Origin of the sequence: Bacillus sp. AFS017336 (genome assembly GCF_002555445.1) — a bacterium.
In the GTDB taxonomy this organism is placed as follows: Bacteria; Bacillota; Bacilli; order Bacillales; family Bacillaceae_G; genus Gottfriedia.
This window is the reverse complement of record NZ_NUCO01000033.1, coordinates 85,190-109,468: the sequence shown is the minus strand read 5'-3', so window position 1 is coordinate 109,468 and position 24,279 is coordinate 85,190. Positions and strand designations below refer to the sequence as shown.

Here is a 24,279-nt window from a genome sequence, read left to right as displayed (position 1 = left end):
GTTTTCATTGTAAATCTACAGATTAGGATCAATGAAAATGAGGTTACATATGAACATTGGGGATTCAAACGAACGATTCCAGCACAGCATATTACGCGAGTTAATCTGCAATATCGCTATAAAGAAACAGCTTCATATAGTGCATACCTTGTCATAAATCACCCTGAAGAGTCACTTTTTATACCCTCTATGATGTTTCAAGGTCAAGTCGACCGGATAACAAAAGCAATTAGAGACATTATGATTTATTAATTTTACATGTCAAAAAGAACTGAAGACTAGCCTCAGTTCTTTATTTGTGATTAAAACAATCGCTTTACTGCATCAACTATTATTGAAGGAAACAGTACTTTTTCTCCATGGTTTCTAGGATCATATTGTTTTGAACGAAAAATAATACCATCCTTCCCATCCCATTCATTAAAATGAAACGTTCCATCTTCATCACAGTATTCTAATAATGTCACTTCAAAGCCCGCTGTTTCAAACATAGTAATAAGCGTTTTATAATTATATACAATTTTATGGCTAGCTGCTGGATGATCTTTTGGCCCAGGGCCGCCTACCTTTACAATATTTTGATAGGTTTCATCTTGAAAAAAACCATCTGGTACAGCACAACGAATATAACCTGATGGCTGTAAATATTCATAACAAATTTCAGCTGCTTTTATGCCTTCTTCATATGTAAGATGCTCCCAAACATGTTCGGCTAAAATAGCTGAAAGTGTATTTTTTTCAAATTTTCTTTCCCAAGTAGACTTTTCTAATAAATTAAGTTCTTCTTCTTGAGTTTGAATCCAAGTTGGATTATTGTTATATCCTCCAGCTCCTATTACGACTCTTAATTTTTCACGGTTAATCGACATTCGATTCATTCACCTCAAACTAGATTTTAATCAATTAGTATAATTCTTTACCTGCACCATAAATTCCTCTTTTATTCGTAGAAAAATGTCAAATTTTAGTAGATATCATATTTTTTCAAGTTTTGAATTTTAGAAAATGAATCATTTACCTTTAACTTAATTTCGTAAAATATCTAATTTATTGATTTAAATTCTTAGCCTATATCTTGGGTATAATAATTCCAGTAAATGGAGGCGTTTAAATGACAATTGATCGAATATGTACGATTGGACCGGCTAGTTTTGATAAAAAAATACTGTCTGAATTAATAGAACACGGAATGACAATCGCAAGACTAAATTTTTCTCATGGAACACACGAAAGTCATCATAGTGTTATCGAACAAATAAAATCAATAAATTTACAGACTGGAAAAAACATAAAGATTTTAGGAGATCTCCAAGGCCCAAAAATTCGATTAGGAACAATTGAAGGTGACAAAATTATTCTTGAACCTAATCAAACTTTTACACTCGTTATTGATGAAAGTACAGGTAATCGTAATCAAGCAAGTGTTGATTATAAAGGCATAATAAACGATGTGAAGCCGGGCAATCGTATCTTAATAAATGACGGTGAAGTAGAACTCATTGTTGAAGACGTAAATAATCATAAAGTTGTCACTTCAGTTAAAGTTGGCGGAGAAATATCTTCCCATAAAGGTGTTAACCTACCAGGTGTAAATACAAGCTTACCAGCTATAACCGAGAAAGATCAAAAAGATATCGAATTCATCTTACAAGAAAACTTAGATTTTATTGCTTGTTCATTTATCAGACGTGCATCACATTTAAATGAAGTTAGGAATTTTATCAAATCAAAAAATGGAAAAATCCCACAATTAGTCGCAAAAATAGAAACAATTGAAGCAATAAAAAACTTTAAAGAGATTAATAAAGAAACAGATGCAATTATGATTGCTCGCGGTGATTTAGGAGTCGAACTTCCTTACCAATGGATTCCACTTTTACAAAGAGCAATGATTCATGAATGCAATTCCACTAATACTTATGTAATCACAGCAACACAAATGCTCCAGTCAATGGTCGATCACTCATTACCGACAAGAGCTGAAGTAACTGATGTTTTTCAAGCAGTAATGGACGGAACGAATGCCGTCATGCTTTCTGCTGAAAGCGCTGCAGGGCATCATCCTGTTGAGAGCATTGAAACGTTGAAACTTGTATCGCAGTTTGCTGAGACTGTTAAAGCGAAATCGACTTTTGATTTTGGTGATATGCTTGAATTGATTAATTCTTCAATAAAGTAGGATGTTTGAAATGAACAATCTAAACACTCGGTTTCAAGACTTTAGTCTGCATATTCATGGGTTTGTCATACCTTTCAGGGGTGATGACTGTTCAGATTATTTAGCAAAATGAAAAAGACCATAATGTGGTCTTTTTTTTGCTTTCGCCTTTTTTCAAATAAATTTTGATATAACACTTTAAAACTTGAAGCAAAGATGGGGTATCTGAAAGGAGTGAAGCTGATTTTAGATTCCTATTTGTTTGAAATTTAACAGTTTTCTTCTATTTTCTTGCCGATTTGGATAGAATTTAAGCAAACTCAGTGATTGTCTATTATTAATGATGAATAACATGAATAAATACCCCTACCGCCATGGGTATTAACTTTTCTAATTAGGGATTACAGGGATTTTATTTGCAGTTTCACCAATTTTAATTGCACTTTTGACTATTTTAATTGCAGTTTCACTAATTTTAATTGCAGTTTTACTATTTTTAATTGCAGTTTATCCTTTAATTGCAGTGTCTGAACTGTTATTTGCAGCCTTCAGACTTTTATTTGCACATTTTACATTCTTATTTGCAATAAGTTTTTTTTATACATTTCTTGCCCCCTAATTAGCGACTTTCAAACATTAAATTGTACGTCCCTCAGCCTTATTTGTACTGCACTATTTTTATGACTAATTTTATAACTAGTCTTTTTAAATGATCCAAATAAAAAAAGGTTGCCCCAAAATTCGGGACCACCTCACACTACTTTTCTTTTTTATAAAATCGTTCACCGTTATCTGGATTAAAATAAACTCTAGTTTTTTCACCAGTCACCGGGTCAATATTAACCTCGTTAGTTCGCTGAAATCCTTGGGGGATTTGATTTCCATGGTTTCGATTGAAACGTTTATCATATACAAAATAGCCAAGTAGTAAACAAATAAGAACGATTAAAATCTGAATTCCATAAAAAGCGAATAGAAATTTCACTATATTCTCTCAACTACAACTGCAGTTCCATAAGCTACGATTTCACTCATGTTTTGCCCAATTTCTCCAGAATCGAAGCGCATCATAATTATTGCATTTGCATCCATTTCACTAGCATTTTTAGTCATTCGATCCATCGCTTCTTTTCGTGCATCTTCAAGCATTGCAGTGTATTGTTTGATTTCTCCACCAACAAGACTTTTTAGGCCAGCTAAAATGTCTCCACCTAATCCGCGACTTCGAACGATTACACCAAATACAGGACCTTTCACTTCTACTACTTTGTAGCCTTCAATGTTTTCAGTTGTAACTACCATCATAAATATCACCTCATAAAATTTTTTCTACGTATAAAGTAATAATTCGTGTACACGAATATAATCCCTTTATAAAATATTGAATATTGTATGTCATTCATTATTAAGAATAGCATTTTCTGTTAAAATTTGTAAGACAAGTTTTTCTACTTCGTCAGGAGATCTCTTATTTACATTAATAAATTTGGTATTAAACTGCTTATACCAGTCTTTTTCATACAAATATAACTCCATATTTTGATTAAATGAATTTCTTCTTTTTGATAAATCATTTTGTTTTCTAAATTGTAGTGTTTCTAATTCAGCATCTAAGTAGAAAACTAAATCTGATCTGCATTTCCTTAGTTCACCAAGTTCATCTTTTAAACGATTTTCAATATCCCATATGTAACCGTTTGCGATTGGAAAATACAGTGTGTAGAATTCAATATCCTCTGGACCTCGATCTAAAATGACAAGGTTATTCTTTAATTGTTCAAAGCGCTTAATTTCTGCCTCAATAAACAATTTTTGGTTTTCAATAAACCCTTCTAATGTATGTAGATCAAGTTTCAAATTATTTCTTTTATTAACAATAGGATATGGATTTTCGTATATTACTTTAATGCTTTTGAATTGTTTTTCTAATGTTTTCGCTAAAGTTGTTTTCCCAACAGCCATTCCACCTTGAATTGAAATAATTTTGTTCATATTATCACCTACCCATTATTAAAATTTATCATTCAAATAAAGCCAATCATATTTCATCATAATATTCTCGTCTTCTAAATACCAACAAATAACAATTTGGACTATAATAATACTATATTGTTATTTCATTTAAAGAGTATTAAGGAGAATTTATGGTTAGATTTTTCATTACAATCGGAAGTTTACTATTAGTACTATTTCTTTTTTATGGTCCAATTCCGAGTTTGTTAACAAGGCTATTCAATTTATTTTCAATTAATCAAGTTTCAAACCGAAAAAAACAAATCGCTTTAACTTTTGACGATGGTCCACACCCGGTTTATACGTCTTTACTTCTTGATTTATTAAGGTCCCATTCAATAAAGGCAACTTTTTTTGTATTAGGTTCCGAAGCAGAAAAGCATCCTGCAATTATTAAAAGAATACACGAAGAGGGACACTTACTTGCTATTCACAATTATAAACATAACTGTAATTGGTTTCTAAGTCCGAATTCCTTAAAAAATCAAATAGATAAGACTGCTGATATTATAAAGAATTTAACTAATTATGATCCAATTTATTATCGACCGCCTTGGGGACTTGTTTCACTTCCGCTTTTATTCCAAAGGAAATACCGACTTATTTTATGGTCTGTCATGGCAAATGATTGGAGCAGTAAACATGGAAGTCAAGGCATATTAAACCGTTTAGTAAAACAAACTAAAGCAGGGTCAATTGTGTTATTACATGATAATGGGGATACAGTTGGTGCAGATGAGGACGCACCTAGCTACACAATCAAAGCTTTAGAAAGCTATATTTTACAATGTTTTGAAAATCAGTATGAGTTTGTTCTAATTAATGAATAGTTAAAAAAGAGAGTTCATTTGCACTCTCTTTTCTTATTACATAAATGATCCGAAAATCCCCATATTCTCACATCTAATCATTTAAAACTTTACTTGCATATTTTTTAAACAAAAAAAAGACCGACCTAGAAGTCATTTTACAGGACTTTTAGGACAGCCTTTTATTAAAATTTTTGGAAATTGAACTAAAAATATCATTAACAATTAACTGTGAGCTAAATCCTTTATTTAATGTCGTTAATGAATATTTCATCTGTTCCAAACAATTTGCTTTAAAAAGAATTTGATTAATATAAAATGTTAATTCTTGAATTGATTTTACTGTTACAGAGGCTCCTGCATTTTCGAAAATTCGTGAATTCTCTTTCTCTTGACCAGGTGTTGGTTTGTATAGGATTGTCGGTAAACTACAAGCTATGCTTTCCGATAATGTGATTCCACCAGGCTTAGTAATTAACAAGTCAGATTTTCTATATAAATTACGAATATCGTTTACATAACCAAATACTTGTAACCGCTCTTCATATACTTCTTTCAAATTAATTAATTTATTATAAAGAATTCGATTATAGCCACAAACAACTGTAAGATTATGTTTTGTATCAATCAATAACTGCTTGGCCATTTTTTCAACATCTTTTAATATTCCAACTGCCCCAGCAACAATTAAAATTTGGTGATTAGACTTAGATATACTTGATTGTTCGTTTAAAACATCCACTTCTTTAAATTCTTGTCGAAGTGGAATACCACTTACAAATATTTTTGATATAGATACGCCTAAATTCACCATTTGCTGAATTAATCCTTCTGTTGCAATATAGTAGCGATCAATTTCATTATGAATCCATGATCGGTGAATATAATAATCGGTAACAACTGTAAATAATTTACATGGATGGGAAGAATACTTTTTCCATTTCGCAACTGATCCAACAGGAAATGTAGTTATAATAATATCTGGCATCTCGTTTTGGAGAATACTTTTTATTTTCCTCCCACATAATTCCAATAACCTGTCAAATATAACTGTGCTAAATAATTTTTCTGTCCCATAAAAGAACCATTTATAAATTGTTTGAGCATGTTGGAATAATTGTAAATGGATACTTTTAGCGAAAACATTTATTGTTGGATATGCTTCTTTGTATATATCTATAATTGTAACATCCTTAAAGTTAACTTGTTCAAATTCACTTTTTAAGGCATTTGATACTTGCTTATGCCCGTTTCCAAAACTCGATGTAACCACAAGTATTTTAGGCTGCACTCCCATAATGACCAACCTCTCGCAAAAAGACAATATATTTAAATGAATGTATGAATTAACATTGAGATTACTACTGCAAAGGATAGATAGTAATGCCAGTTTTTATCCTTACGTTTATATCGTAAAAATCCAAAAATACCTAATGGTAGTAATAGCAAATAAGTTATTACACCAGAAACATAAACAGCATCAGTTTTCCATTCAAAGAACGTCATAATAACAGAATGTACTGTGACTAAAGCAAAAGTTATTAACGCGATTGGTACATGGATTAATTTGCACCATTTCAGTAATTTACTTAAAAATCTCTTTAATTCTTTATAGTCCTTTAGTTTCTTTAATCTGATTATAAAATATAAAGGAAATAGAATAAATGCAGCAAATACTCCTAGCCTTCCAAGCGATCCTTTATCTTTTGCATAAAATTTTAATGGATCCTTTTCATGTAAACCATGTTGTATATGTTGTCCAATATTCATCGATAAATCAGTTCGGTGAATAGTTTTCGATGTAGCTAGAAAAAAAATAATTACTGCAATTACTAATGCTATATAAATTAATTTTCTCTCAGATTTATTTTTTATCCAATTACTAATCATTTTGCTTAATTCCTTTCAATTTGAGCAGAAAAAATAGAAAATAAATGATCTATTTTTAGTAGGCTTTCAAGGAAAAACCAACTTATACTATTTCCGCTACTTTTTTATACTAAATGTACAAAATAAAAGTGAAAATTTAATGAAAATAGTATAAAAATTAGATGAATTTATAAATTTTGTTTTAATTTACTTTCCTTACTAAATTTCTTAAATAAATCTACTATTATTGGTATGATTGAAACAAAAATTATGCCAATCGTTAAAAAACCAAAATGATTTTTAATAACTGGAATATTACCGAAAAAGTAACCTAATGACACCATTAAACCAACCCAAATGGTTGCGCCGAAAATATTGTACGGTATAAATTTGGAATATTTCATCTCACCAATCCCTGCAACAAATGGTGCAAATGTTCTAATAATAGGAATAAACCTTGCTAATACAATAAACTTGGGACCTTTTTTCTTATAAAAATCTTCAGTTTCACGAATGTATTTTGAATTTATTTTTTTACTTTTAATTAATTTTCTTCCGAGTTTGTTACCAATTAAATAATTCAATGAATCACCTAAGGTTGCTGCGATTATTAAAAGAATTAATAACACATAAAAATTTAATAAATGTAAAGCTGACAGTGCACCTGCTGTAAAAATTAATGAATCTCCTGGTAAAAACGGTGTCACAACAAGCCCAGTTTCCAATAAAATAATTACAAGCAAAATGATATATGTTAATGATCCATAATGTTGAACAAATGATAATAAATGCTGATCTAAATGCAAGATTAGATCAATAAAATTTTTAACGATCTCCATGTAAATCCTCCCAAATTTCTTTTTAAAGCTTATCTATTTTTAATAACTTGGAATAATTTTGAAATAGGAATTTTAATTGTAAAAGTACTCCCTTTTCCAAGTTCGCTATTCACAATAATTTCCCCATTAAAAGAATCAATAATCGATTTCGCGATTGATAATCCGAGCCCAGTGTTTCCCTCTTCCCTTGACCTATGTTCCTCTATACGAAAAAAACGATTAAAAATTTTCTCTTGTAATTCAGGAGCAATCCCAATTCCATTATCAATTATTTCAAAAAAGAAGTATTTTGCTTTTTTCTCGATCATTACATAGTAATTTAGTGAAATCGTACTTTGTTCAGATGAGTATTTCAGTGCATTATCAACAAAGATACTAATCAACTGCTTAAAACTTTCTTGATTCGCCTTAACGATAAATTGTTCTTCATTCATCACGTGAATATGTTGTTTTTTCTCAGTTGCTTTGTATTGCCATGCCTTTTGTGTTTGTTCAGTAAAGGTATCAATCCTAAATTCTTCAATATTTGCTTTGGCGATTTGTTTGTTATCGAGTCTTGCTAGAAAAAGTAATTGATGAACGAGATTACGTGTATCACTCAATTCCTTTTTTAAATCGGATAATGTCTCTTTTCCAAAATCAGATAGGCGGTCTTGTTCAGTATTTAGTACATCAATACCTGCTTGTAATACAGATAACGGTGTTCTTAGTTCATGCGATGCGTTTTCTACAAACTCTTGCTGTTCTTTATAAGATTTAATAATCGGTTCCATTGCCTGACTTGTAATTTTTTTGCCAAAGTAATACGCCATAAAACAGAAGATTATTGAAAGTAGAAATGAGATACTAATAAACTGTTTTATTAAATAAACAACCGACGACAAATCTTTACCACTATAAATTGTTCCGATGTAATGATTTGATGAATCAAATATTTTCTCCGATACAATCATTAAATTTAATTCTTCCTTATCGTGAGGTGCAATTCGTTTTATTACTGCCTTATTTTGATTTGAGTTGATCTTATTTAAAACTTTTTCAATATCGTTTGTATACCCAGGTGTCGTTTCATCATAGATTTCATATTCATTATTTTTATTTAGAAAATAATTAAAATAAACTTTTTTACGATTATGTTTTCTAGGGGTAGTATTATTATCAGTAGTAAGAGATGAAGCATTCATTTTTACTTCTTTTACTTCTGCTTTTAAAACTGCAATTAGATCACTCTTTTGGTCTAAATAAATATAAAAAGACAAAACAACTCCAACTGAAATATTAAATAATATAATGAAAATCATTAAAATTCTAAGATTAAAAAATGTTAATCGCTTGCTGATTTGATGAAATAATGATGTTTCATTTTTCGATTGTATATCCAACACCTCTAACACTCTTTATATAAGTTTTCTGATTTGGTGGATCAATTTTTTTTCTAAGGTTTTTTACATAAGCATCAACTGCATTGCTTGTAACTTCTGATTCAATCCCCCAAACCCTTTCAAATATTATTTCTCTAGTCAGCACGATTCCTCTATTTTTCACTAATAAATCAAATAATTGTAACTCCCTTTGGGTTAAAATGATTTGTTCATTTCCTCTATTTAAACTAAAGTTTGTCCGATTATAAGTTAAGTCTTCAATCGAAATTAGTTCTTCTTGAAGTGGCGCAAAATTTCGTCGGTTAAGCACTTTAATTCTTGCGGCAAGTTCACTAAAATCGAATGGTTTAATCAAATAGTCATCCGCACCAGCTTCTAATCCTTCAACTCGATTATCAATACTATCTCTTGCTGTTAACATTAATATCGGCCCTTTAAACCCTTTGTTTCTTAGCCTTTTGCATATTTCTAACCCACTAATTTCAGGTAACATCCAGTCTAAAATAAGTAAATCAAAATCATAGTGAATGGCTAATTCCAATGCTTGTTTACCGTTAGTTGTCCATTCGATTTGAAATGGCGTTTGTGTTTTTAATAAATGAGTCGTCAATTTCCCTAATTTTTGGTCGTCCTCTGCAAATAAAATCTTCAATTTAGATCTCCTCTATTTAGTTCTTTAGTCATTAGAGATAATTTTTTTCTTAGATTTAAAGGTAATTTTCTAATTATTATTTCGTAAAATCTCAATAATATTTTCATTAATGGTTCTGTAAGTGACGTTGTTTTTAGTACGATTATTGCTGATATTGCAGCTAAAATAAATGCTCCAATAATATCAAATGGATAGTGTACTCCTACATAGATTCGTGAAATTCCAACTAATATCGCCCATACAAGTACATATTTAGCTAAACTATTTTTTCTAAGTAACAATATAATTGCAGTAGAAAATACTAGTGTCCCGTGATCACTTACAAAAGATGAATCAGAGGAATGTGTAATTAGTTTATTCACGTGATGATTAACAAACGGTCGAGCGTGATAATAAAATTGATGGATAATAAAGTTACAACCAAGTGCTAATATAAGAGTTAAAACAATATAAAATGCAGTATATTTACGTACATTTCCTTTTTGAAACCATAAATAGCATAAAAGTGCGATTAGAATTAGAATGGCAGATTTAGATAAAAAGATCATGAAGTTATCTAAAATCGGCCAATTACCAGCTAATCCATTGATGAGTTTAAATATTGAGTAGTTCATTTAAATTTCCTCCATTTTTTAGTTCGGAAATCATTATACAAAAGTTTTATGAAAAAATGATGAAAAAAAACGAAAGATCATTGGAAAATGAAAAAGGACCTATTAAAAAATAGATCCTTTTTGTTTAGTCATTATTATTTTCGATTACTTGTTTATATATTACTTCTGCTAGTTCTTTTTCTACATCGAATCTTGTATTTTGTGTTAGATCGAATTGGCTTCCGTTTAAAATAAAGATGATGCCAACTTGTTTTTCTTCATGCCAATATAGATTGCTGATTAAACCGTATGCTTCACCTGAATGTCCAATCATTTCATTGTATTCAGTAAGGAAGTCGTGAGTAATATGAAAACCAAGACCCATTTTACTAAAAAAATGATTTTCTTCTTCTCTTGACCATTGAATTGATTTCATTAATTTAGACGTTTTTGGTTCTAGAATTTGTTTTCCGTTTAGCTTTCCATTTAACATATGTGCTCTTAAAAATTTACTTAATTCAATTGCAGTTGTCCTTAGTCCACCTTGTGGTTCAAATAAGCCTCCGTGATTTCCTATTGTGTAATCATCCCAATAATTTTCTGGATATTCATTTTGTTTAACATCTTCAATTGTTATTTTATAGTTTTGCATATCATTATTATGTTCATAAAGGTTTGCAAGTTCATGGCTACTATTAATATTTGAATAGGAAAAAGCTACATTCTTCATTTCTAAAGGATCAAAGATTGTTTGTTTAATGTATTGATCAAATCGTAACTTCGAGATTTTTTCAATAATTGCACCACAAATAATTGCTCCAATATTCGAATACACAAATTGACTTCCTGGTTTCCATTCTCCCCAAATTTCTTTCATAAAATATTTACCATTTTCAACAAGTAAATCTTTAAGTTGTAATGAAAAATTTGAATGACCTTCTCTAATAAACTTTGCATAAGTGCTATTGGATAGTTCGTCTGAGTTGAGAGATGATGTATGGGTTAAGATTTGTCTGATTGTAATAACTTCATTTGGGAAATTTGGATTTCTTACTTTGAATCCTAGATAGAGACTAATATCTTCATCTAATTTTAGTAAATTCCTTTCAAATAATTGCATAATTGCTGTTGCAGTAAAAAGTTTGGAAATTGAAGCAATACGAAACATCGTATTTTCAGTAACTGGCTCTTTTGTTTCTAAATTTCGATAACCAAAAGCATCTGTCCAAATAAGCTGTTCTTTACACACAGCTGCTGCCTGACAACCGACAATTTTATATTTTTCCATAACTATTTGAATATCTTTAGCCATATTTTTATTTTTTTGTAGATCAAATTTGTTTGGCAAATATACCATCTCCAGTCCTGAGAATTTAGTGAAAATTATGTAAAAAACTGTAAATTTTCGCTGTAGAAAAATATTTTTTAAATGAAGCGTTTACAAAATTATTTTAATATTGTAATAGGGCTTTCCTGTTGCTAAAATGAATCTTAGAAAATGGAATTAAGGGGATAGAACGAATGATTTTGATTGAGGTTTTTGTTTATGCAGGAATTATCGCTGCAAGCATTTCAGGTACTTTGGTTGGTATTCAAAAGAAGTTAGACTTATTTGGTGTTGTTTTTTTAGCTGCATGTACAGCATTGGGCGGTGGATTAATTCGTGATATTATTTTAGGTCAAACTGTACCGAATGCTTTTGCAAAACCTCAATACTTTATCGTAAGTGCAGTTGTTTCAATTGTAACATGGTTATTTTATCAACATACAAAGCAATTCCAATCAACTTTAATTATTACTGATGCAATTGGTCTTGGTGTTTTTACTGCTGTTGGCTCATACTCAGCAATTGATCATGGATTAAAAGGTTCTTTTTTAATTATTTCAATGGGATTAATCACTGGAATCGGTGGTGGAATTATGCGTGATGTATTCGCTAGAGAAATTCCATTTGTATTCCAAAAAGAAATTTATGCAATTGCAGCCATAATTGGTTCGGTATCAATTTTATTTACACATGGCGAATTTACGAAGCTTCAATCTTTGTATATTTGTTTTCTAATTACAACAGCTATTAGAATAATTGCTGTAAGATACAAAGTTAATTTCCCTATTAGAAAAGTTAATGATAAATCATTTATAGCTTGACATAATTGTTAAGCTATTTTTAATGGTCCTAATCAACTATCAATTAGGACCATTAATCATTTACTTAGAAACACAATTTGATTCTAAGAATTCTTTATATAAAATTTCTTTTTGTACATATTCTTTTAATTCATCAATTACATCAGCTACTTTAGCAAAAGCTTCAGGTTTTACGATTGTATCATTTTCGAAATCAACAGGATCTAAAATTAATTGTTTTGGTAAAGCATTTCCATACACTCCACGCACTACTGTTCTCATGTTATTTAAAGCGTTGATGCCGCCTTTTCCTCCACCAGCTACTGCTAATAATGAAATTGGCTTTTTCTTAAATGGCTCAGAACCTAATAGCTCTACTAAGTTTTTTAAAGCCCCGCTCATCGCATTATTGTACTCTGGTGTACACATAATGATCCCATCTGCTTTTACTAATGCCTCTTTAATTGATTTAACTGAATCTAATTCTTTTTGTGCAAGCTCTCCATTATAAAGAGGAACTTGTTCAACAGCTAAATCTATAACTGAATAATTATAAGATTCTGCAATTTGTTTTGCTAAGAATCTAGTTCTCCCATTAGCTCTTGGTGTACCATTGACTACAACGATATTCATTTATTTTCCCCTCACATTGTCAAATAATAAATGTAGTTTTTTGACAAACTTCTTCAAATTCTTTGAAACTACATTTTATAGTATAAATGAAATTTAAACATTTGCCCAATATTTTAGGTGTGAATTTAAAGAATAATTAGACTTGAAATATTTCGAAAAAAAATAATATTAATTAATAAGTCCTACTTCCACCTTTTTTCTAAATTACACCTGATTTCTAAGATTGATATAATAATATAGATTAGTATATACTTATTTGACAGAATATTTAATTTACAATTGAAATGGATGTGAAGCGTATTGGGGAAAATGGCAGGAAATAAAAAGGCAACCATTAGTATAATGATCGCAATGGCTACATTCGGAACAGTGGGCTTCGTTGCACCTAAAACAGGACTAGAAGCCATTGATTTAGTGTTCATAAGATGTGTTTTTGCGAGTATATTTTTAATCGCGGTATGGTATTTTTCAGGATTATCTAAAAGAGAAATATTTAATAAAAAAGATATAACTCTTTCATTGTTTAGCGGTATCTTATTAGTGCTAAATTGGGTATTTCTATTTAAGTCATTTGAAAATTTATCTGTTACAATCTCAATTTCAATTTATTACCTGGCCCCTGTTATTTTATTTTTATTAGGAAGCTTAATTTATAAGGAAAGAATAACATTAGTGCCTTTACTAGGTGTTTTAAGTAGTTTTATCGGATCAATTCTTTTATCGGGACTTACTTCTGATTTTTCAATTGATAAACTACTTTCTTCAGGAGTTATTTGGGCCTTTCTCGCTGCAATTTTTTACGGATTTTTAATGATTGTAAATAAAGGAATCACACAAACAAGCTCTTACTTTACTACATTGCTACAAACAACATTAGGCTTTCTACTATTAATTCCTTTTGTTAAGTTTGGCTCGTTTCAACAGTTACATCTTGAAAACTGGAGTTTTATTTTAATAATCGGTTTTGTACATACTGGCATCATATATGCATTATTTTTTGGTAATATACGATTTTTACCTTCTAATATGATTGCTGTTTTAACATTCTTAGATCCGGCGGTTGCGATTGTGTTAGATACAGTCATTACAGGCTTTAAGCCAACAACAACACAAGTAATTGGAATTTTTCTAACATTTTTAGGTATTGCTTTAATTTTACTACTGAATTCTCCGAAAAAAGTATCGCAAAATTCGAATGAAAAAATAGCAAATTAAATATTCACACTGCAAAAGAACTGTATCTTCATTGTCAAATAATACTAAAAAGACTATAATAAAAATATATAGAATATAATAAAAAGGGATGTGCTGCGAACACATCCCTTCCGAGTAGTAATTGTAAAGTTGCTTTCCTCGGATCCCAGTGAAGAAATAATCACCACAACCAGTCGAGGGGTAGGGTGGTTATTTTTTTTTGCTCATAGAAATGATAATACCGATTATGCTAAAGATTACAGTTGCAGTTATTCCAACACATTGAATAATTAAATTTGCAATCTCATAACCAGTCACCATATCACCTCCCTTCTTACCGAAGAAAGATTACCATATCAACTTCTATCAAAAAATAGCGTAAAACCCTATAAAACCTTGCCTTTGGAGAAATAGGCTATCATAATTTGTTGTAAATTTTCATAGTTTTGCACCTATTTTTGCACCAAATTTGCACCAATTTCTTTTTACATATAAAAAAATACTATAAATATTATTACATACCTACATACCTACACTATTTAAAGAAAATCCTTGATACTATTGACTTTATAGAGTGTATGTAGCCTACACTCTTACCTACACTGCCTACACTTTTACTTACACTAAATCTACACTGCGAAGAAAGATACCTAGCCAACTCTACTCTACCTAATTTTACCATAAACTATTTCATAAAACCAGAATATATGTTCTCTTTTTTACCTCAAAGGCAATCTTTTGAACTTATTTTTTATAAAAATCAAATATGAATTCTTATGGTGAATCCCTATATTTACTCAGGTAAATAGGTAAATAACTCAACAAATCTATAGATATTTCCATAAATAACCCTTTTACACCTGAACGAGCTGCTATTGATCCGCAATAAAAAAAGAGTACTCCAGTTAAGGAATACTCTAATTTACTTGATTATATAAATTCCTCTGTCGATAATCCCGTTGTTATAAGGATATTGAGCATTGTAAATTTCATAATTAATATGATCCTCGTTTTTTTGTATGGATATTTCTACTTGATTAACAATTTCATTAGCATCCATAAATTCAATCTTAAACCTCATTTCGTGTCTATCAAACCACATTACTCTCCAATATTCACCTTCATGATATAAATCATAGGCTTGATTAATAATCCAACCGATAAAATCTTCAATTTGTTTTCCTGTCAAAAATATTTCTTCATATTTTCCACTATATGTTATTTTTATATCTTCCATATTTCTCAACTCCTTATTGTATTAACCATTATTGGCACATTTTTATAAACAGAAACTAAACAAATACCGACAAATAAAGAGAGTACCCTTTATCGAAACGCTCTTTTTAAGGCTTATTTGCTGCATTGACCGTAGGTTAGTATGTAAAATGATTTTTCATTAGTTCTCATGGCTCAATAAAAGTAAAAAGCATCCATTTTACTGGATGCTCACTAACGAATTTACTACTATTCAAGGTTTGATAACCAGTATAGCCATATTTTATAAAAAAATATCTTTAATAATGGTTGAGAACTATTCTCAATATGGGATAGATAGGCATTTTTTATAGGGACATTTTTTTAAGCGTACTAGTTGTGAAGGGTGTAGAAAAAATACCAAAAAATTGGAAGTAAGTACGGGGGTATTACCAGAATTTTTTCTAAAAATAAACAATTTAAGTTTAAATAACTGTTGGTAATAATACTTTTTATATCAATTTAAAAGGGATGAGAAAATGGTTTTATTACAATTTGTAGTAATAATTGGAGTTGTTTTATTTGTTGCATTTACTGGATGGATGATTCAACAACTTGATAAATAAAAGTAAGTGAGGAAACTTACTCCCTCACTTACTCCTTTACTTACTTCTTACTGCGTGACTTCTTAGCTGGTACATCTTCATACACTTGCTGACAGAAACCAAAGTTAATTAAGTCTATCGCTTGTTTATGATCCGTTACCTCAATGACTTCATGTAGATGCCCTAAGAATCCTACTGCATGAAAGTTACATAGACATTGTAGTCTCATACCTATTTACCTGTGTACATACTTAACGCTTGAGCATCAGACACTACTGCATCAATCTCTACGAATCCGATAATGCCCGTGCTGTACGAATCTGCGAAACGCTCTTGTAAGACTTTTACTTGCATCTCCTGAGCGAATTTAATTGATAGTCCTTTTAGGTTTCCGTAGAAGATGGCTTTCGCCCCAACTCCTAGCACTGGCATATTCTCAGATAAATAAACTGGTTTACCTAGTAATGTGAATCCATCACCAGTTTCCATGTTACCAATTAAGTAACGATTTTGAGTATCTTTTAATTTACGAATCATTTTATAAGTAGTAGGAGCCATAATCCATAAAGCTCCATCTTGATAAACACTCTTAATTCCCATCTGAACATCAATTAGTTCATCGCTAGTAATAGTTAAAGTAGTAGCTCCAGTTACGTTGTTTGTAATTCCAGTAGCTAAACTACCTTGAATCTTTCCAGCTCCACCAGTTCCAACTAATAACTCTCTTTCCAAAAAGTCAGTAAGACTGCGTGCTAATTGTAGAACGATAATTGAAACTACATCTAAATCCGCAGAACGATTGATTAAACTATTAGATAGAACCGTTAATGCTCCAGCGATTACTGAACCTAATTTAACTCCAGTAAAGTTACCGCCACTTCCTGTAACTGGTGTAAGCTCTGGCACATATCCAGCAGTGATTGTATCCCAGCTATAAGAAGGAACTTCTAAGTCACCTTTTACTGAAAAAATAGTTGCTTCAGATAGTACTGGTGATAGCTCCTTAATTTTTTGGATAACCATGGTACTGATTGAAACTGGTATGATTGCCCCATTTGATCCTGCTGCAAGTCCTCGCTTTTCAGTAAGGTACTCAATAAAGCTGCGAATCTCAGGTGTAATTTCTTTTGCTGCTTTACCTACACTTCGAGTAGATAATGCTTTTAATTCTTCTTTACTATCTAAAGTAGCAACCTCTAATTTTTTAGAATTGAAATCTTCTAATTCCTCTACTGAGAATGATCTGTTTTCTTGTTTAGCTTGTTTAAGCATGTTTTCCATGCTAGAAATCAAATTATTGCGTTGCTCAAGATTCTCAGGATAGCTCCTGATTTCAAAATTGCGTTTCTCTAGTTGTTTTAACATTTATTTCACTACTTTCAATTTGTTAATTTATGTTCAATGAAATGTGAAACATTTACTTTTTTTCTTCTGTAGATTTAGTTTTTGCTGGAGGAATGTTAGCAGCGTTTTGTTGTGCTGCTTGCTTTTCAGCGTATTCTAAGGAAATTTCCTCAGCGTTCATCTTTTTATCTTTGTTGTTTTCTTTTGACACCTATTTCACCGCCTTACATTTAAAAAGGTGAACATGCTCAAAGGATTTTCCGCTCCTGTTGACATGTTCACCCCTTCTACGAACAAATTGTTATGAAAACACTATTTAGAAAGAAAGTATTCTTACAATCAATGACAAAAAAGTTGTAAGAATCGTAAATTTGAAACGTTTAGAAGTTCGATTTTTCAATACTACTTTTAGAAGTAAGAGCCATTATCTCCAGAAAAATGACACTCACAAAATACTGCTCGATGCTCGTTTACGAGATGCTGCTCAAACACTCATAAACACTAAGAAACACAAAATAACCTCGTCTGAAATAGCTTAATATTCCTTAAATCAATATCACTATCTAAAGTTGTCTACAAACTTTTTAGCGACTTATTACCGTTGTAATACTATTTCCCTTTTTAATGGCTAATTAAAAAGCTATTTCTATTATTTGCTAATTTTCTGCCTACTATGAAAAATATGAATAAAAAAAACACTAGGAAACTTCCTGTAAACTAGTGTTTTTTAAACGTTAGCATTTCGGGGGAAATGTAATCATTTGTTATTAATCTTCCACCTATTAAAGCAAGTTATTTAAACTGATGCTGAAACTATTTAAAATCTTTTGTCGTATTCGATAGGCTACATATCTGCTGGTAGGTGAATAATGTAATTCCTCTAATACTATGTGTAATGGTTTTTCCTGAAAATACCGCAGCTCCAGAAATCTTTTTTCTGGCTCTTGTAATGCAGTAATTGAACGTTCAATACAATTTACAATCAATTTTAGTTTTTCGATCCTACGCTCTAATATTTTTACTCTAGGACTTTCTATATTTTCAATGCTGCAATACTCTGTATCATTAGGAATGTAATGCTGATTTGAATATTTATCGTATTTAGGTACAAGTGTAGGAAGATGCAAATATTTCAGTTCGTTTTCAAGTTCGCAAATGCTCTTTTTAAAGCTCACATAATACCGTAGCAACTCCTCGATAGCTCTTTCTTTTTGCTTTGATAACAATATTTACACCTCCTTATCTCTTATACTTTTTATTTAGTATGTAACATTCAGACAAAATAAAAAAACGTCTTTCGACGTTTTCTTATTCAACTAACGCATGCGTTAGTTCAATAAGTTCCATCTTCTTCAATTTTTCTTCTTCTCCAACTAATAAAAATCATGATAATTATTCCAATAAGTATCATTAGTATTGGTATTGCTTCAGCAATAAAGAATGCTTCCCAAAATTTCCACCAAGGAACATCAGGTCCACCAGTAGCCATCCCGCCTAACAAGTTTGCTAGAGGTATTGCTAGAACGAATAGTATTAACCCTAATAAAAGTAATATTTTTCCAAATCTCATTTTTCTCTCCTTAAAAGTTGGGACTACTTGGATAGATAAATTATATCAATTTATAAACTTTCATCGTACCATTTTTCAAACTTTTCTTATACAACTAAACTGCCATTTAGTTGAACAAGATAATTTTAACTGAAATTTTCTCCTTTTTAAATATAAAAAAAACCACCTAATTAGATGGCTCTTTTTTCCGATGCATTTCGATTAAATCAAATAGAGAAATACGTATTGAGCGGCAATACTTTATTATAATTTCCTTTTTTTCATCTTCTAAAATAGTTTAAATAATCGTTCGCCTTTGGAAATACAATTCTTAAATCATAATCCTTTGTAATTTCTTTATATAAAGAGTTTCCATTCAATAGATGATTTTCCTTACTAGCAACCCAAAAGCCATCTACACATTGAATGTAAATGGCTGAATAATTATTTATTGACTTCGTGTAAATTTCTCCAGCAATTGCAATAATATAACCATAAGATTTCGCTAATTTATCTCTTTTTACTGTGTTAATAATTTCGCTTTTATTTGCCTTTATAGTAGATTGAATTTCGCTTGTTAATTTACTCCAATTAGTTATAGATACTGTTTCACCTTGGTCTATGATTTCGCAACCCTGTAAATTAATAAAATAAATTAAATCACTAATGTTCTTAAAGTGCATGTTCATCATTTTTTTTAATTACTTTTTCAAGTTTTAATCGGCTACCTTTACTAGTTCTTTTTAATTCTTCATACTGTATATTCCCTTTTCGTAAAGCAGCCTTAATTCGTTTTAATCTGTTTTTTAGTTGTGTATTATCTGGTTTAGAGTTTTTATTCGCTAAATCATATTCATCAATTTTTTCAAGTTCTCTTATTAATTCAGTAGGTGTTCCTGACCATCCATTTCGTTCTTCCATAAAAATAAATATTGCATTTGCTACAGGATCACTATCAATCCCTTGGTCTATTGCAATTGAAATATTTTCATTGTAGGCTTTCATAAATGAACCTTTTTCCCACATTAATGCTTTTTCGCAAGCAGTAACCCAAACACCAAAACTTGCCATTCGTGGGTTACCTTCTAAAACTACATTAGGCATTTCATTTAGTCCTGATGAAACAACATCTAAAATCGCTCCTAATACTCTAGGTAACATTTCTTCAAACTCTTCTAAAATCGTTTTACGGTCTTTTGTACTAGTTAAAGCTGGTAAATGAATAATGACTAATCGACTAAGTAAATCTTGTCTTTTCGCTACTTCTGTTATGCCATTAAATAGTACTGGAGCTAATAATGGTAAATTCACTTCGTCTTTGTCACTATGTAGCTTTCTAGTCGCATAAGTTCCTCCAGTTGCTACTCTACATAAAATATCTGACATTGAAGATGTAATTGAAGATAAATTATCATAGGCTTGTATATACCCTTTTGATACAGAAATCGCTAAATCTCTTTCATCTTTTGGTGGTGTTTTTAATGCAGTTACAGACGGATCAACAATACTTCTTAATAGTGTTGTAAACATGGATTTTGCACTACCATGCTCTCCTTGAATATTCCCTATTGGATATTCTTCTGAACGTCTAAAAAAGGATAAAAGTAGACCAATAGTTAATTTCCAATTAGACTCATTTCCATAATTAAGAACATTTTTTAATTCTTCTACATTTCCACCTTTGATTGGAATTGGTAATGATTTTGTGGAATTAGTACGAAAAAAATTAACTGGTGGATTATTTATGATTTTCCAGCCATCTTTAGAAATTTCTATAACTTCACGATATTCGTTTGCTAAATCTAAATAAACACAACTATTTTTTTCAGCTATTCGAATAAAAACCTCTTCGATTCTGCCTTCACTTTTTGCTTGGGCTTTTAAATAGTTTACTGCTGTTTCAATAGCTGAATTACTTACAAATTCATCAAAACGGTCTTTACATTCCAATATAATTAATTCTTTAAAATCATTTGTTTCCATATCATATATTTCATAATGCGTTTTGCCATTTTTCGAGATTTTAACTTTTGCATAGCAATCATTTATTGGAGTTCTAAATATATGAAAATTCTCGCATAATTGAACTACTAATTCTATATGTCGTTGATTTTTATCTTTCTTTTTAGTTCGTTGCTCAGCTATTTCACTTACTTCTTCTTTTGTGATATAATTATCCAGTAAAATCATTTATTTATATTCCTTTCAAAGAGCCTTTTCACTTCACTGATGGCTCTTTTTTTTGTCTCCATATCACCTGATTGCAGCATACACTCCAATTGATAATAACGGTCAAGTTGATGATACACATTTCCAAATATGTCTAAATCATAAAGGGTATATATATTATTTCTTATAAATACCTTAATGTCTGTAATAATCTTATTTACATAGCTTAAAGCTGAATTGAACTCTTTTTGAAAAGTGTTATTAATCCGATTAGATTCAATGTTCTTTATCACTTTAGAGTCGTTTATTTTGCCTGTGGACAACTTTAAATCATGCAGTATTATCTTTATAGCCTCTGATGTACTTACACCTCTAATAAACGCTACAACGTCAAACATATCCATTTGCTTCCTATTTCCACAACCTTTCCAGCAACAACACTTATTTGAATCAGTGTAGACTGTCATAGATGGATTTTTATCTTTATGGAAAGGACACATTATACATAATTTTGTACGATTAACATTTTTAAAAGTAACTCCTGCATATAACTCCAATATTTCAATGATAGTTGTCGATGCCTTGATTAGCTCAATTGGAGTTGGTTTCTTCATTTCTTATTTAACCATTCGTCTATTACTTCTTTAGAGAAAAGAATTTTTGATCTTACTCGAACATGAGGAATTTTCCCTTCGCTTACTTCTTGATAAATCGTTGTCATGCCTACACCAATGTAAGCACTTAATTCTTTGACTGTCATTGTAGTTTTATTTATTAACATTTTCCTTCCTGCCTTTCGTTTATCAAAATGATTTTTTAAGTTCACTGTATTAATATTATGATATAATTTATCATTTTTTATGTCAATATTTTATCGTTATGATTATTTTGTTGCGATTTCGTGATTATTAATGATATATTACTTTCATAGGAGTGATTTAATGAATAAAGAAGAATTAGCAAGTTACGTTAAAAGTTTGCGTCAAGAAAAAAAATTATCATATAGCAAACTAGCCGCATTAAGTGGAGTTTCACGAACATATTTAACGAATATTGAAATGAATCGTACTACTGGTAAACCTTCGGCTGATGTATTGAGTAAAATCGCTGAACCGTTAGGAGTTACAAAAGAGCATCTAATGGAAAAAGCTGGTTATTTAGAGGAAAAAGTAGAGTTAGAAGAAACTTTAATTGAAAAAACTTCATCTAAACTAGATTTAAGAGAAATAATCACATCGAAAAATTTTGAATTGTATTACTCAGGAATTAAACTTGAAAATTATCAATTAAATGGCTTATTAAAAATAATTGATACAATCATGTTGATGCAAACTTACAAAAATGCTAAAGGTTTACAATTTGAAGAAGATTTATTGAAATCGTTTGAATCCAGAAATAAAAAAATGGAGGAATAATCGTGGTTAATATTCTGAAGCGTGGTGATGGTACATATCGTTTCACGGTTAGCATAGGTCGTGGATCAAATGGAAAATATCAACGTAAAACAAAGACTTTCAAAATAGAAGAAAAACTAACTCCTAAAAAAGAAAAAGAATTAGTTGAAGAAGAATTCTTAAAATTTAAGCGTGAAGTATTAAGCGGTGAATTTATTGCTCCTAGTCGTAATAGTAAAATGACATTTGCAAAGTTTACTACTGAATGGTGGGAAAAGGTTGCCGTTAAGGAGTATAAACAAAAAACACTCAATCGCCAAAGAAATATTCTTGACACTAGATTGATTAAGGAATTTGGTCATATGTATCTAGACGAAATCACCTATGGTAAAATTGAAGATTTTTTACACAATCTAGAAAAAGATGGTGCAAGACTTGATAGAAAAACAGGTGGTTTATCTAGTGGACAACGTAAATCAATTCTTGATACATTAAAATCAATTTTTAAGTATGCAGCTAAACGGAAATTAATAAAAGATAATCCAATTAAAGATTTATCAGTTAAATTAGATGAAAGTAAATCAATTGAACCTTACAACAAAGAAGAAATTGAACGATTATTAACTGCATTACAAGATGAACCTACACGTTGGAAAGTTTACAATATGTTAGCAATTTTATCTGGTGCAAGACGTGGTGAACTTTTAGGACTTGAATGGAAACATATTGATTGGGAAAAAGGAACAATTTTTATTGAAAATAATTTAGTAGACACCAAAAATGGTGAGCCTGTCATAACTACTCCTAAATCTAAAAGTGGTATTCGCCCTGTTTTATTGTCTGAACCAATGATAGAATTATTAAAACAATATCGTGAAGAACAGAAAAGAGAACAACTTTTATATGAATGGAATGGTGGTGATTATCGTTTTATTTTCTGCCATGAAGATGGTAAAGCGATCTACCATGATACACCTTCAAAATGGTTTAAACGCTTTTTACAACGTCATAATTTACGTTTTATTCGCCTACACGATTTACGCCATCTTAATGGTACACTACAAAATGAACAAGGTGTAGATATGAAAACGATTCAAAAACGGTTAGGTCATAGTAAGATTAGTACTACTTTGGATTTATATGTCCATAGCACTCAAGAAACTAATCGTGTTGCTACTGAAAAACTAGAAAATGTATTAAACTTTAAAAATTATGTTAAAAAAGCCTAACTTTAAAAAGTAGGCTTTTTTTGTGTAAATGTAGGTAATGTAGGTTTCTTTCATACCTACATCATAAAATGTAGGTAGTCTACATACGAAAAAATCAGTCATATCAAGGGTTTCAGCGATTTTATGTAGGTATGTAGGTATATGTTTTACTTTTTATATAGATTTAGTTGTAAACTGTATTTTTTTTAAGTTTGCACCAAATTTGCACCAAACATAGTGTTTACATCATCATAAACATTGATATATCATCGTTTATATTATAAAAACCCTTCTTCTTACCGAAGAAAGGTAGCCACCACAACTCTACTCTACCTAATTTTACCATAATTTTATTCAAATTACCAGAATGTATGTTCTGTTTTTGTTTTTGAAAATTGAACTGATATACGAATTTTTGAACGTTACTAGCTATATAAATAAAAAAACTCATTTGTAATTCTCACAAACGAGTTTTAGATCAAATTCTTCCATACTTTTTTAATTTAAAAGATATGTCATCAAAAAAACTACAAATACCGATAATCCC

Annotated in this window: 29 protein-coding genes; 7 read left to right on the top strand and 22 right to left on the bottom strand. The window is 30.4% G+C overall.

Features of this window, described 5'->3' with window-relative positions:
• Positions 1-252, top strand: a 252-nt coding sequence (locus CN601_RS27025) for a hypothetical protein (protein ID WP_179865614.1), incomplete at its 5' end; no start/stop codon positions are given.
• A gap of 50 nt (positions 253-302) precedes the next feature.
• Here the strand turns inward: CN601_RS27025 and CN601_RS19170 are convergent.
• On the bottom strand, positions 303-869 hold the full coding sequence (locus CN601_RS19170) for a class I SAM-dependent methyltransferase (RefSeq protein ID WP_098171989.1): 567 nt from the start codon (positions 867-869) through the stop codon (positions 303-305).
• A 242-nt stretch (positions 870-1,111) separates the two neighbouring features.
• Here CN601_RS19170 and CN601_RS19165 point away from each other — a divergent pair, with 242 nt between their 5' ends.
• Positions 1,112-2,179 carry a pyruvate kinase gene (locus tag CN601_RS19165; protein WP_098171988.1) on the top strand — a complete coding sequence of 356 codons (1,068 nt, stop codon included), beginning with the start codon at positions 1,112-1,114 and terminating at the stop codon, positions 2,177-2,179.
• Between the two features lie 736 nt (positions 2,180-2,915).
• On the opposite strand, the gene CN601_RS19160 is transcribed toward CN601_RS19165, so the two are convergent.
• The 3 genes from CN601_RS19160 to CN601_RS19150 all read right to left on the bottom strand — a co-directional run bounded on the left by CN601_RS19160 (position 2,916) and on the right by CN601_RS19150 (position 4,150).
• The gene (locus CN601_RS19160; protein ID WP_098171987.1) at positions 2,916-3,143 is read right to left on the bottom strand and encodes a hypothetical protein; all 228 of its coding nucleotides are present in this window, start codon (positions 3,141-3,143) and stop codon (positions 2,916-2,918) included.
• Positions 3,143-3,463 (bottom strand): YbjQ family protein, encoded by a 321-nt coding sequence (locus CN601_RS19155; protein WP_098171986.1) that lies wholly within the window; start codon positions 3,461-3,463, stop codon positions 3,143-3,145. Before CN601_RS19155 ends, CN601_RS19160 begins: the two co-directional genes overlap by 1 nt.
• Positions 3,464-3,553: 90 nt before the next feature.
• Positions 3,554-4,150, bottom strand: a complete 597-nt coding sequence (locus CN601_RS19150; protein WP_098171985.1) for an AAA family ATPase — start codon at positions 4,148-4,150, stop codon at positions 3,554-3,556.
• Between the two features lie 152 nt (positions 4,151-4,302).
• Here CN601_RS19150 and CN601_RS19145 point away from each other — a divergent pair, with 152 nt between their 5' ends.
• On the top strand, positions 4,303-5,001 hold the full coding sequence (locus CN601_RS19145) for a polysaccharide deacetylase family protein (RefSeq protein ID WP_098171984.1): 699 nt from the start codon (positions 4,303-4,305) through the stop codon (positions 4,999-5,001).
• 148 nt (positions 5,002-5,149) lie between these two features.
• Here CN601_RS19145 and CN601_RS19140 read toward each other — a convergent pair whose 3' ends face one another.
• The 7 genes from CN601_RS19140 to CN601_RS19110 form a co-directional block, all read right to left on the bottom strand.
• Entirely contained in the window at positions 5,150-6,277 is a 1,128-nt protein-coding gene (locus CN601_RS19140; RefSeq protein ID WP_098118421.1) for an MGDG synthase family glycosyltransferase, read from the bottom strand.
• A gap of 32 nt (positions 6,278-6,309) precedes the next feature.
• Positions 6,310-6,870, bottom strand: a complete 561-nt coding sequence (locus CN601_RS19135; protein ID WP_098171983.1) for a hypothetical protein — start codon at positions 6,868-6,870, stop codon at positions 6,310-6,312.
• A gap of 167 nt (positions 6,871-7,037) precedes the next feature.
• Positions 7,038-7,688 (bottom strand): VTT domain-containing protein, encoded by a 651-nt coding sequence (locus tag CN601_RS19130; protein ID WP_098171982.1) that lies wholly within the window; start codon positions 7,686-7,688, stop codon positions 7,038-7,040.
• Positions 7,689-7,717: 29 nt separating this feature from the next.
• A complete protein-coding gene (locus tag CN601_RS19125; protein WP_142317373.1) occupies positions 7,718-9,073 on the bottom strand; it encodes a sensor histidine kinase in 1,356 nt (451 codons plus the stop codon).
• A complete protein-coding gene (locus CN601_RS19120) occupies positions 9,048-9,722 on the bottom strand; it encodes a response regulator transcription factor (protein WP_098171980.1) in 675 nt (224 codons plus the stop codon). Before CN601_RS19120 ends, CN601_RS19125 begins: the two co-directional genes overlap by 26 nt.
• On the bottom strand, positions 9,719-10,336 hold the full coding sequence (locus tag CN601_RS19115; protein WP_098171979.1) for an undecaprenyl-diphosphatase: 618 nt from the start codon (positions 10,334-10,336) through the stop codon (positions 9,719-9,721). The genes CN601_RS19120 and CN601_RS19115 overlap by 4 nt, the downstream gene beginning before the upstream one ends.
• A gap of 124 nt (positions 10,337-10,460) precedes the next feature.
• Positions 10,461-11,663, bottom strand: a complete 1,203-nt coding sequence (locus tag CN601_RS19110) for a serine hydrolase domain-containing protein (protein WP_179865613.1) — start codon at positions 11,661-11,663, stop codon at positions 10,461-10,463.
• Positions 11,664-11,836: 173 nt separating this feature from the next.
• Here CN601_RS19110 and CN601_RS19105 point away from each other — a divergent pair, with 173 nt between their 5' ends.
• Positions 11,837-12,463, top strand: a complete 627-nt coding sequence (locus tag CN601_RS19105) for a trimeric intracellular cation channel family protein (RefSeq protein ID WP_098118428.1) — start codon at positions 11,837-11,839, stop codon at positions 12,461-12,463.
• 60 nt (positions 12,464-12,523) lie between these two features.
• Here the strand turns inward: CN601_RS19105 and CN601_RS19100 are convergent, their stop codons facing one another.
• On the bottom strand, positions 12,524-13,075 hold the full coding sequence (locus CN601_RS19100; RefSeq protein ID WP_098118429.1) for an NADPH-dependent FMN reductase: 552 nt from the start codon (positions 13,073-13,075) through the stop codon (positions 12,524-12,526).
• A gap of 309 nt (positions 13,076-13,384) precedes the next feature.
• Here CN601_RS19100 and CN601_RS19095 point away from each other — a divergent pair, with 309 nt between their 5' ends.
• Positions 13,385-14,290, top strand: coding sequence for a DMT family transporter (locus CN601_RS19095; RefSeq protein ID WP_098171993.1), 906 nt, complete (start codon positions 13,385-13,387; stop codon positions 14,288-14,290).
• A 901-nt stretch (positions 14,291-15,191) separates the two neighbouring features.
• On the opposite strand, the gene CN601_RS19090 is transcribed toward CN601_RS19095, so the two are convergent.
• From CN601_RS19090 to CN601_RS19055, 10 genes are all read right to left on the bottom strand, one after another.
• A complete protein-coding gene (locus CN601_RS19090) occupies positions 15,192-15,506 on the bottom strand; it encodes a hypothetical protein (protein WP_098171977.1) in 315 nt (104 codons plus the stop codon).
• A 623-nt stretch (positions 15,507-16,129) separates the two neighbouring features.
• Positions 16,130-16,297: a hypothetical protein gene (locus tag CN601_RS27020; RefSeq protein WP_179865612.1), complete on the bottom strand. Its 168-nt coding sequence runs from the start codon at positions 16,295-16,297 to the stop codon at positions 16,130-16,132.
• 2 nt (positions 16,298-16,299) lie between these two features.
• Entirely contained in the window at positions 16,300-17,433 is a 1,134-nt protein-coding gene (locus CN601_RS19085; RefSeq protein WP_098171976.1) for a phage major capsid protein, read from the bottom strand.
• Between the two features lie 52 nt (positions 17,434-17,485).
• The gene (locus CN601_RS27015) at positions 17,486-17,623 is read right to left on the bottom strand and encodes a hypothetical protein (protein WP_179865611.1); all 138 of its coding nucleotides are present in this window, start codon (positions 17,621-17,623) and stop codon (positions 17,486-17,488) included.
• Positions 17,624-18,194: 571 nt separating this feature from the next.
• Positions 18,195-18,638, bottom strand: coding sequence for a hypothetical protein (locus tag CN601_RS19080; RefSeq protein WP_098171975.1), 444 nt, complete (start codon positions 18,636-18,638; stop codon positions 18,195-18,197).
• A 107-nt stretch (positions 18,639-18,745) separates the two neighbouring features.
• Positions 18,746-18,982 carry a hypothetical protein gene (locus tag CN601_RS19075; RefSeq protein ID WP_098171974.1) on the bottom strand — a complete coding sequence of 79 codons (237 nt, stop codon included), beginning with the start codon at positions 18,980-18,982 and terminating at the stop codon, positions 18,746-18,748.
• A 260-nt stretch (positions 18,983-19,242) separates the two neighbouring features.
• On the bottom strand, positions 19,243-19,644 hold the full coding sequence (locus CN601_RS19070) for a hypothetical protein (RefSeq protein WP_142317371.1): 402 nt from the start codon (positions 19,642-19,644) through the stop codon (positions 19,243-19,245).
• Positions 19,634-21,151, bottom strand: a complete 1,518-nt coding sequence (locus CN601_RS19065; RefSeq protein WP_098171972.1) for a hypothetical protein — start codon at positions 21,149-21,151, stop codon at positions 19,634-19,636. The genes CN601_RS19070 and CN601_RS19065 overlap by 11 nt, the downstream gene beginning before the upstream one ends.
• Positions 21,148-21,744, bottom strand: a complete 597-nt coding sequence (locus CN601_RS19060) for a CHC2 zinc finger domain-containing protein (RefSeq protein WP_098171971.1) — start codon at positions 21,742-21,744, stop codon at positions 21,148-21,150. Before CN601_RS19060 ends, CN601_RS19065 begins: the two co-directional genes overlap by 4 nt.
• Complete coding sequence (locus CN601_RS19055; protein WP_257131750.1) at positions 21,741-21,911, bottom strand: helix-turn-helix domain-containing protein; 171 nt, start codon at positions 21,909-21,911, stop codon at positions 21,741-21,743. The genes CN601_RS19060 and CN601_RS19055 overlap by 4 nt, the downstream gene beginning before the upstream one ends.
• Before the next feature lie 160 nt (positions 21,912-22,071).
• Here CN601_RS19055 and CN601_RS19050 point away from each other — a divergent pair, with 160 nt between their 5' ends.
• Together CN601_RS19050 and CN601_RS19045 are read left to right on the top strand one after the other, a co-directional pair.
• The gene (locus tag CN601_RS19050) at positions 22,072-22,545 is read left to right on the top strand and encodes a helix-turn-helix domain-containing protein (RefSeq protein WP_179865610.1); all 474 of its coding nucleotides are present in this window, start codon (positions 22,072-22,074) and stop codon (positions 22,543-22,545) included.
• 2 nt (positions 22,546-22,547) lie between these two features.
• Positions 22,548-23,753, top strand: coding sequence for a tyrosine-type recombinase/integrase (locus CN601_RS19045; protein WP_098171969.1), 1,206 nt, complete (start codon positions 22,548-22,550; stop codon positions 23,751-23,753).
• Positions 23,754-24,279: the final 526 nt, after the last annotated feature.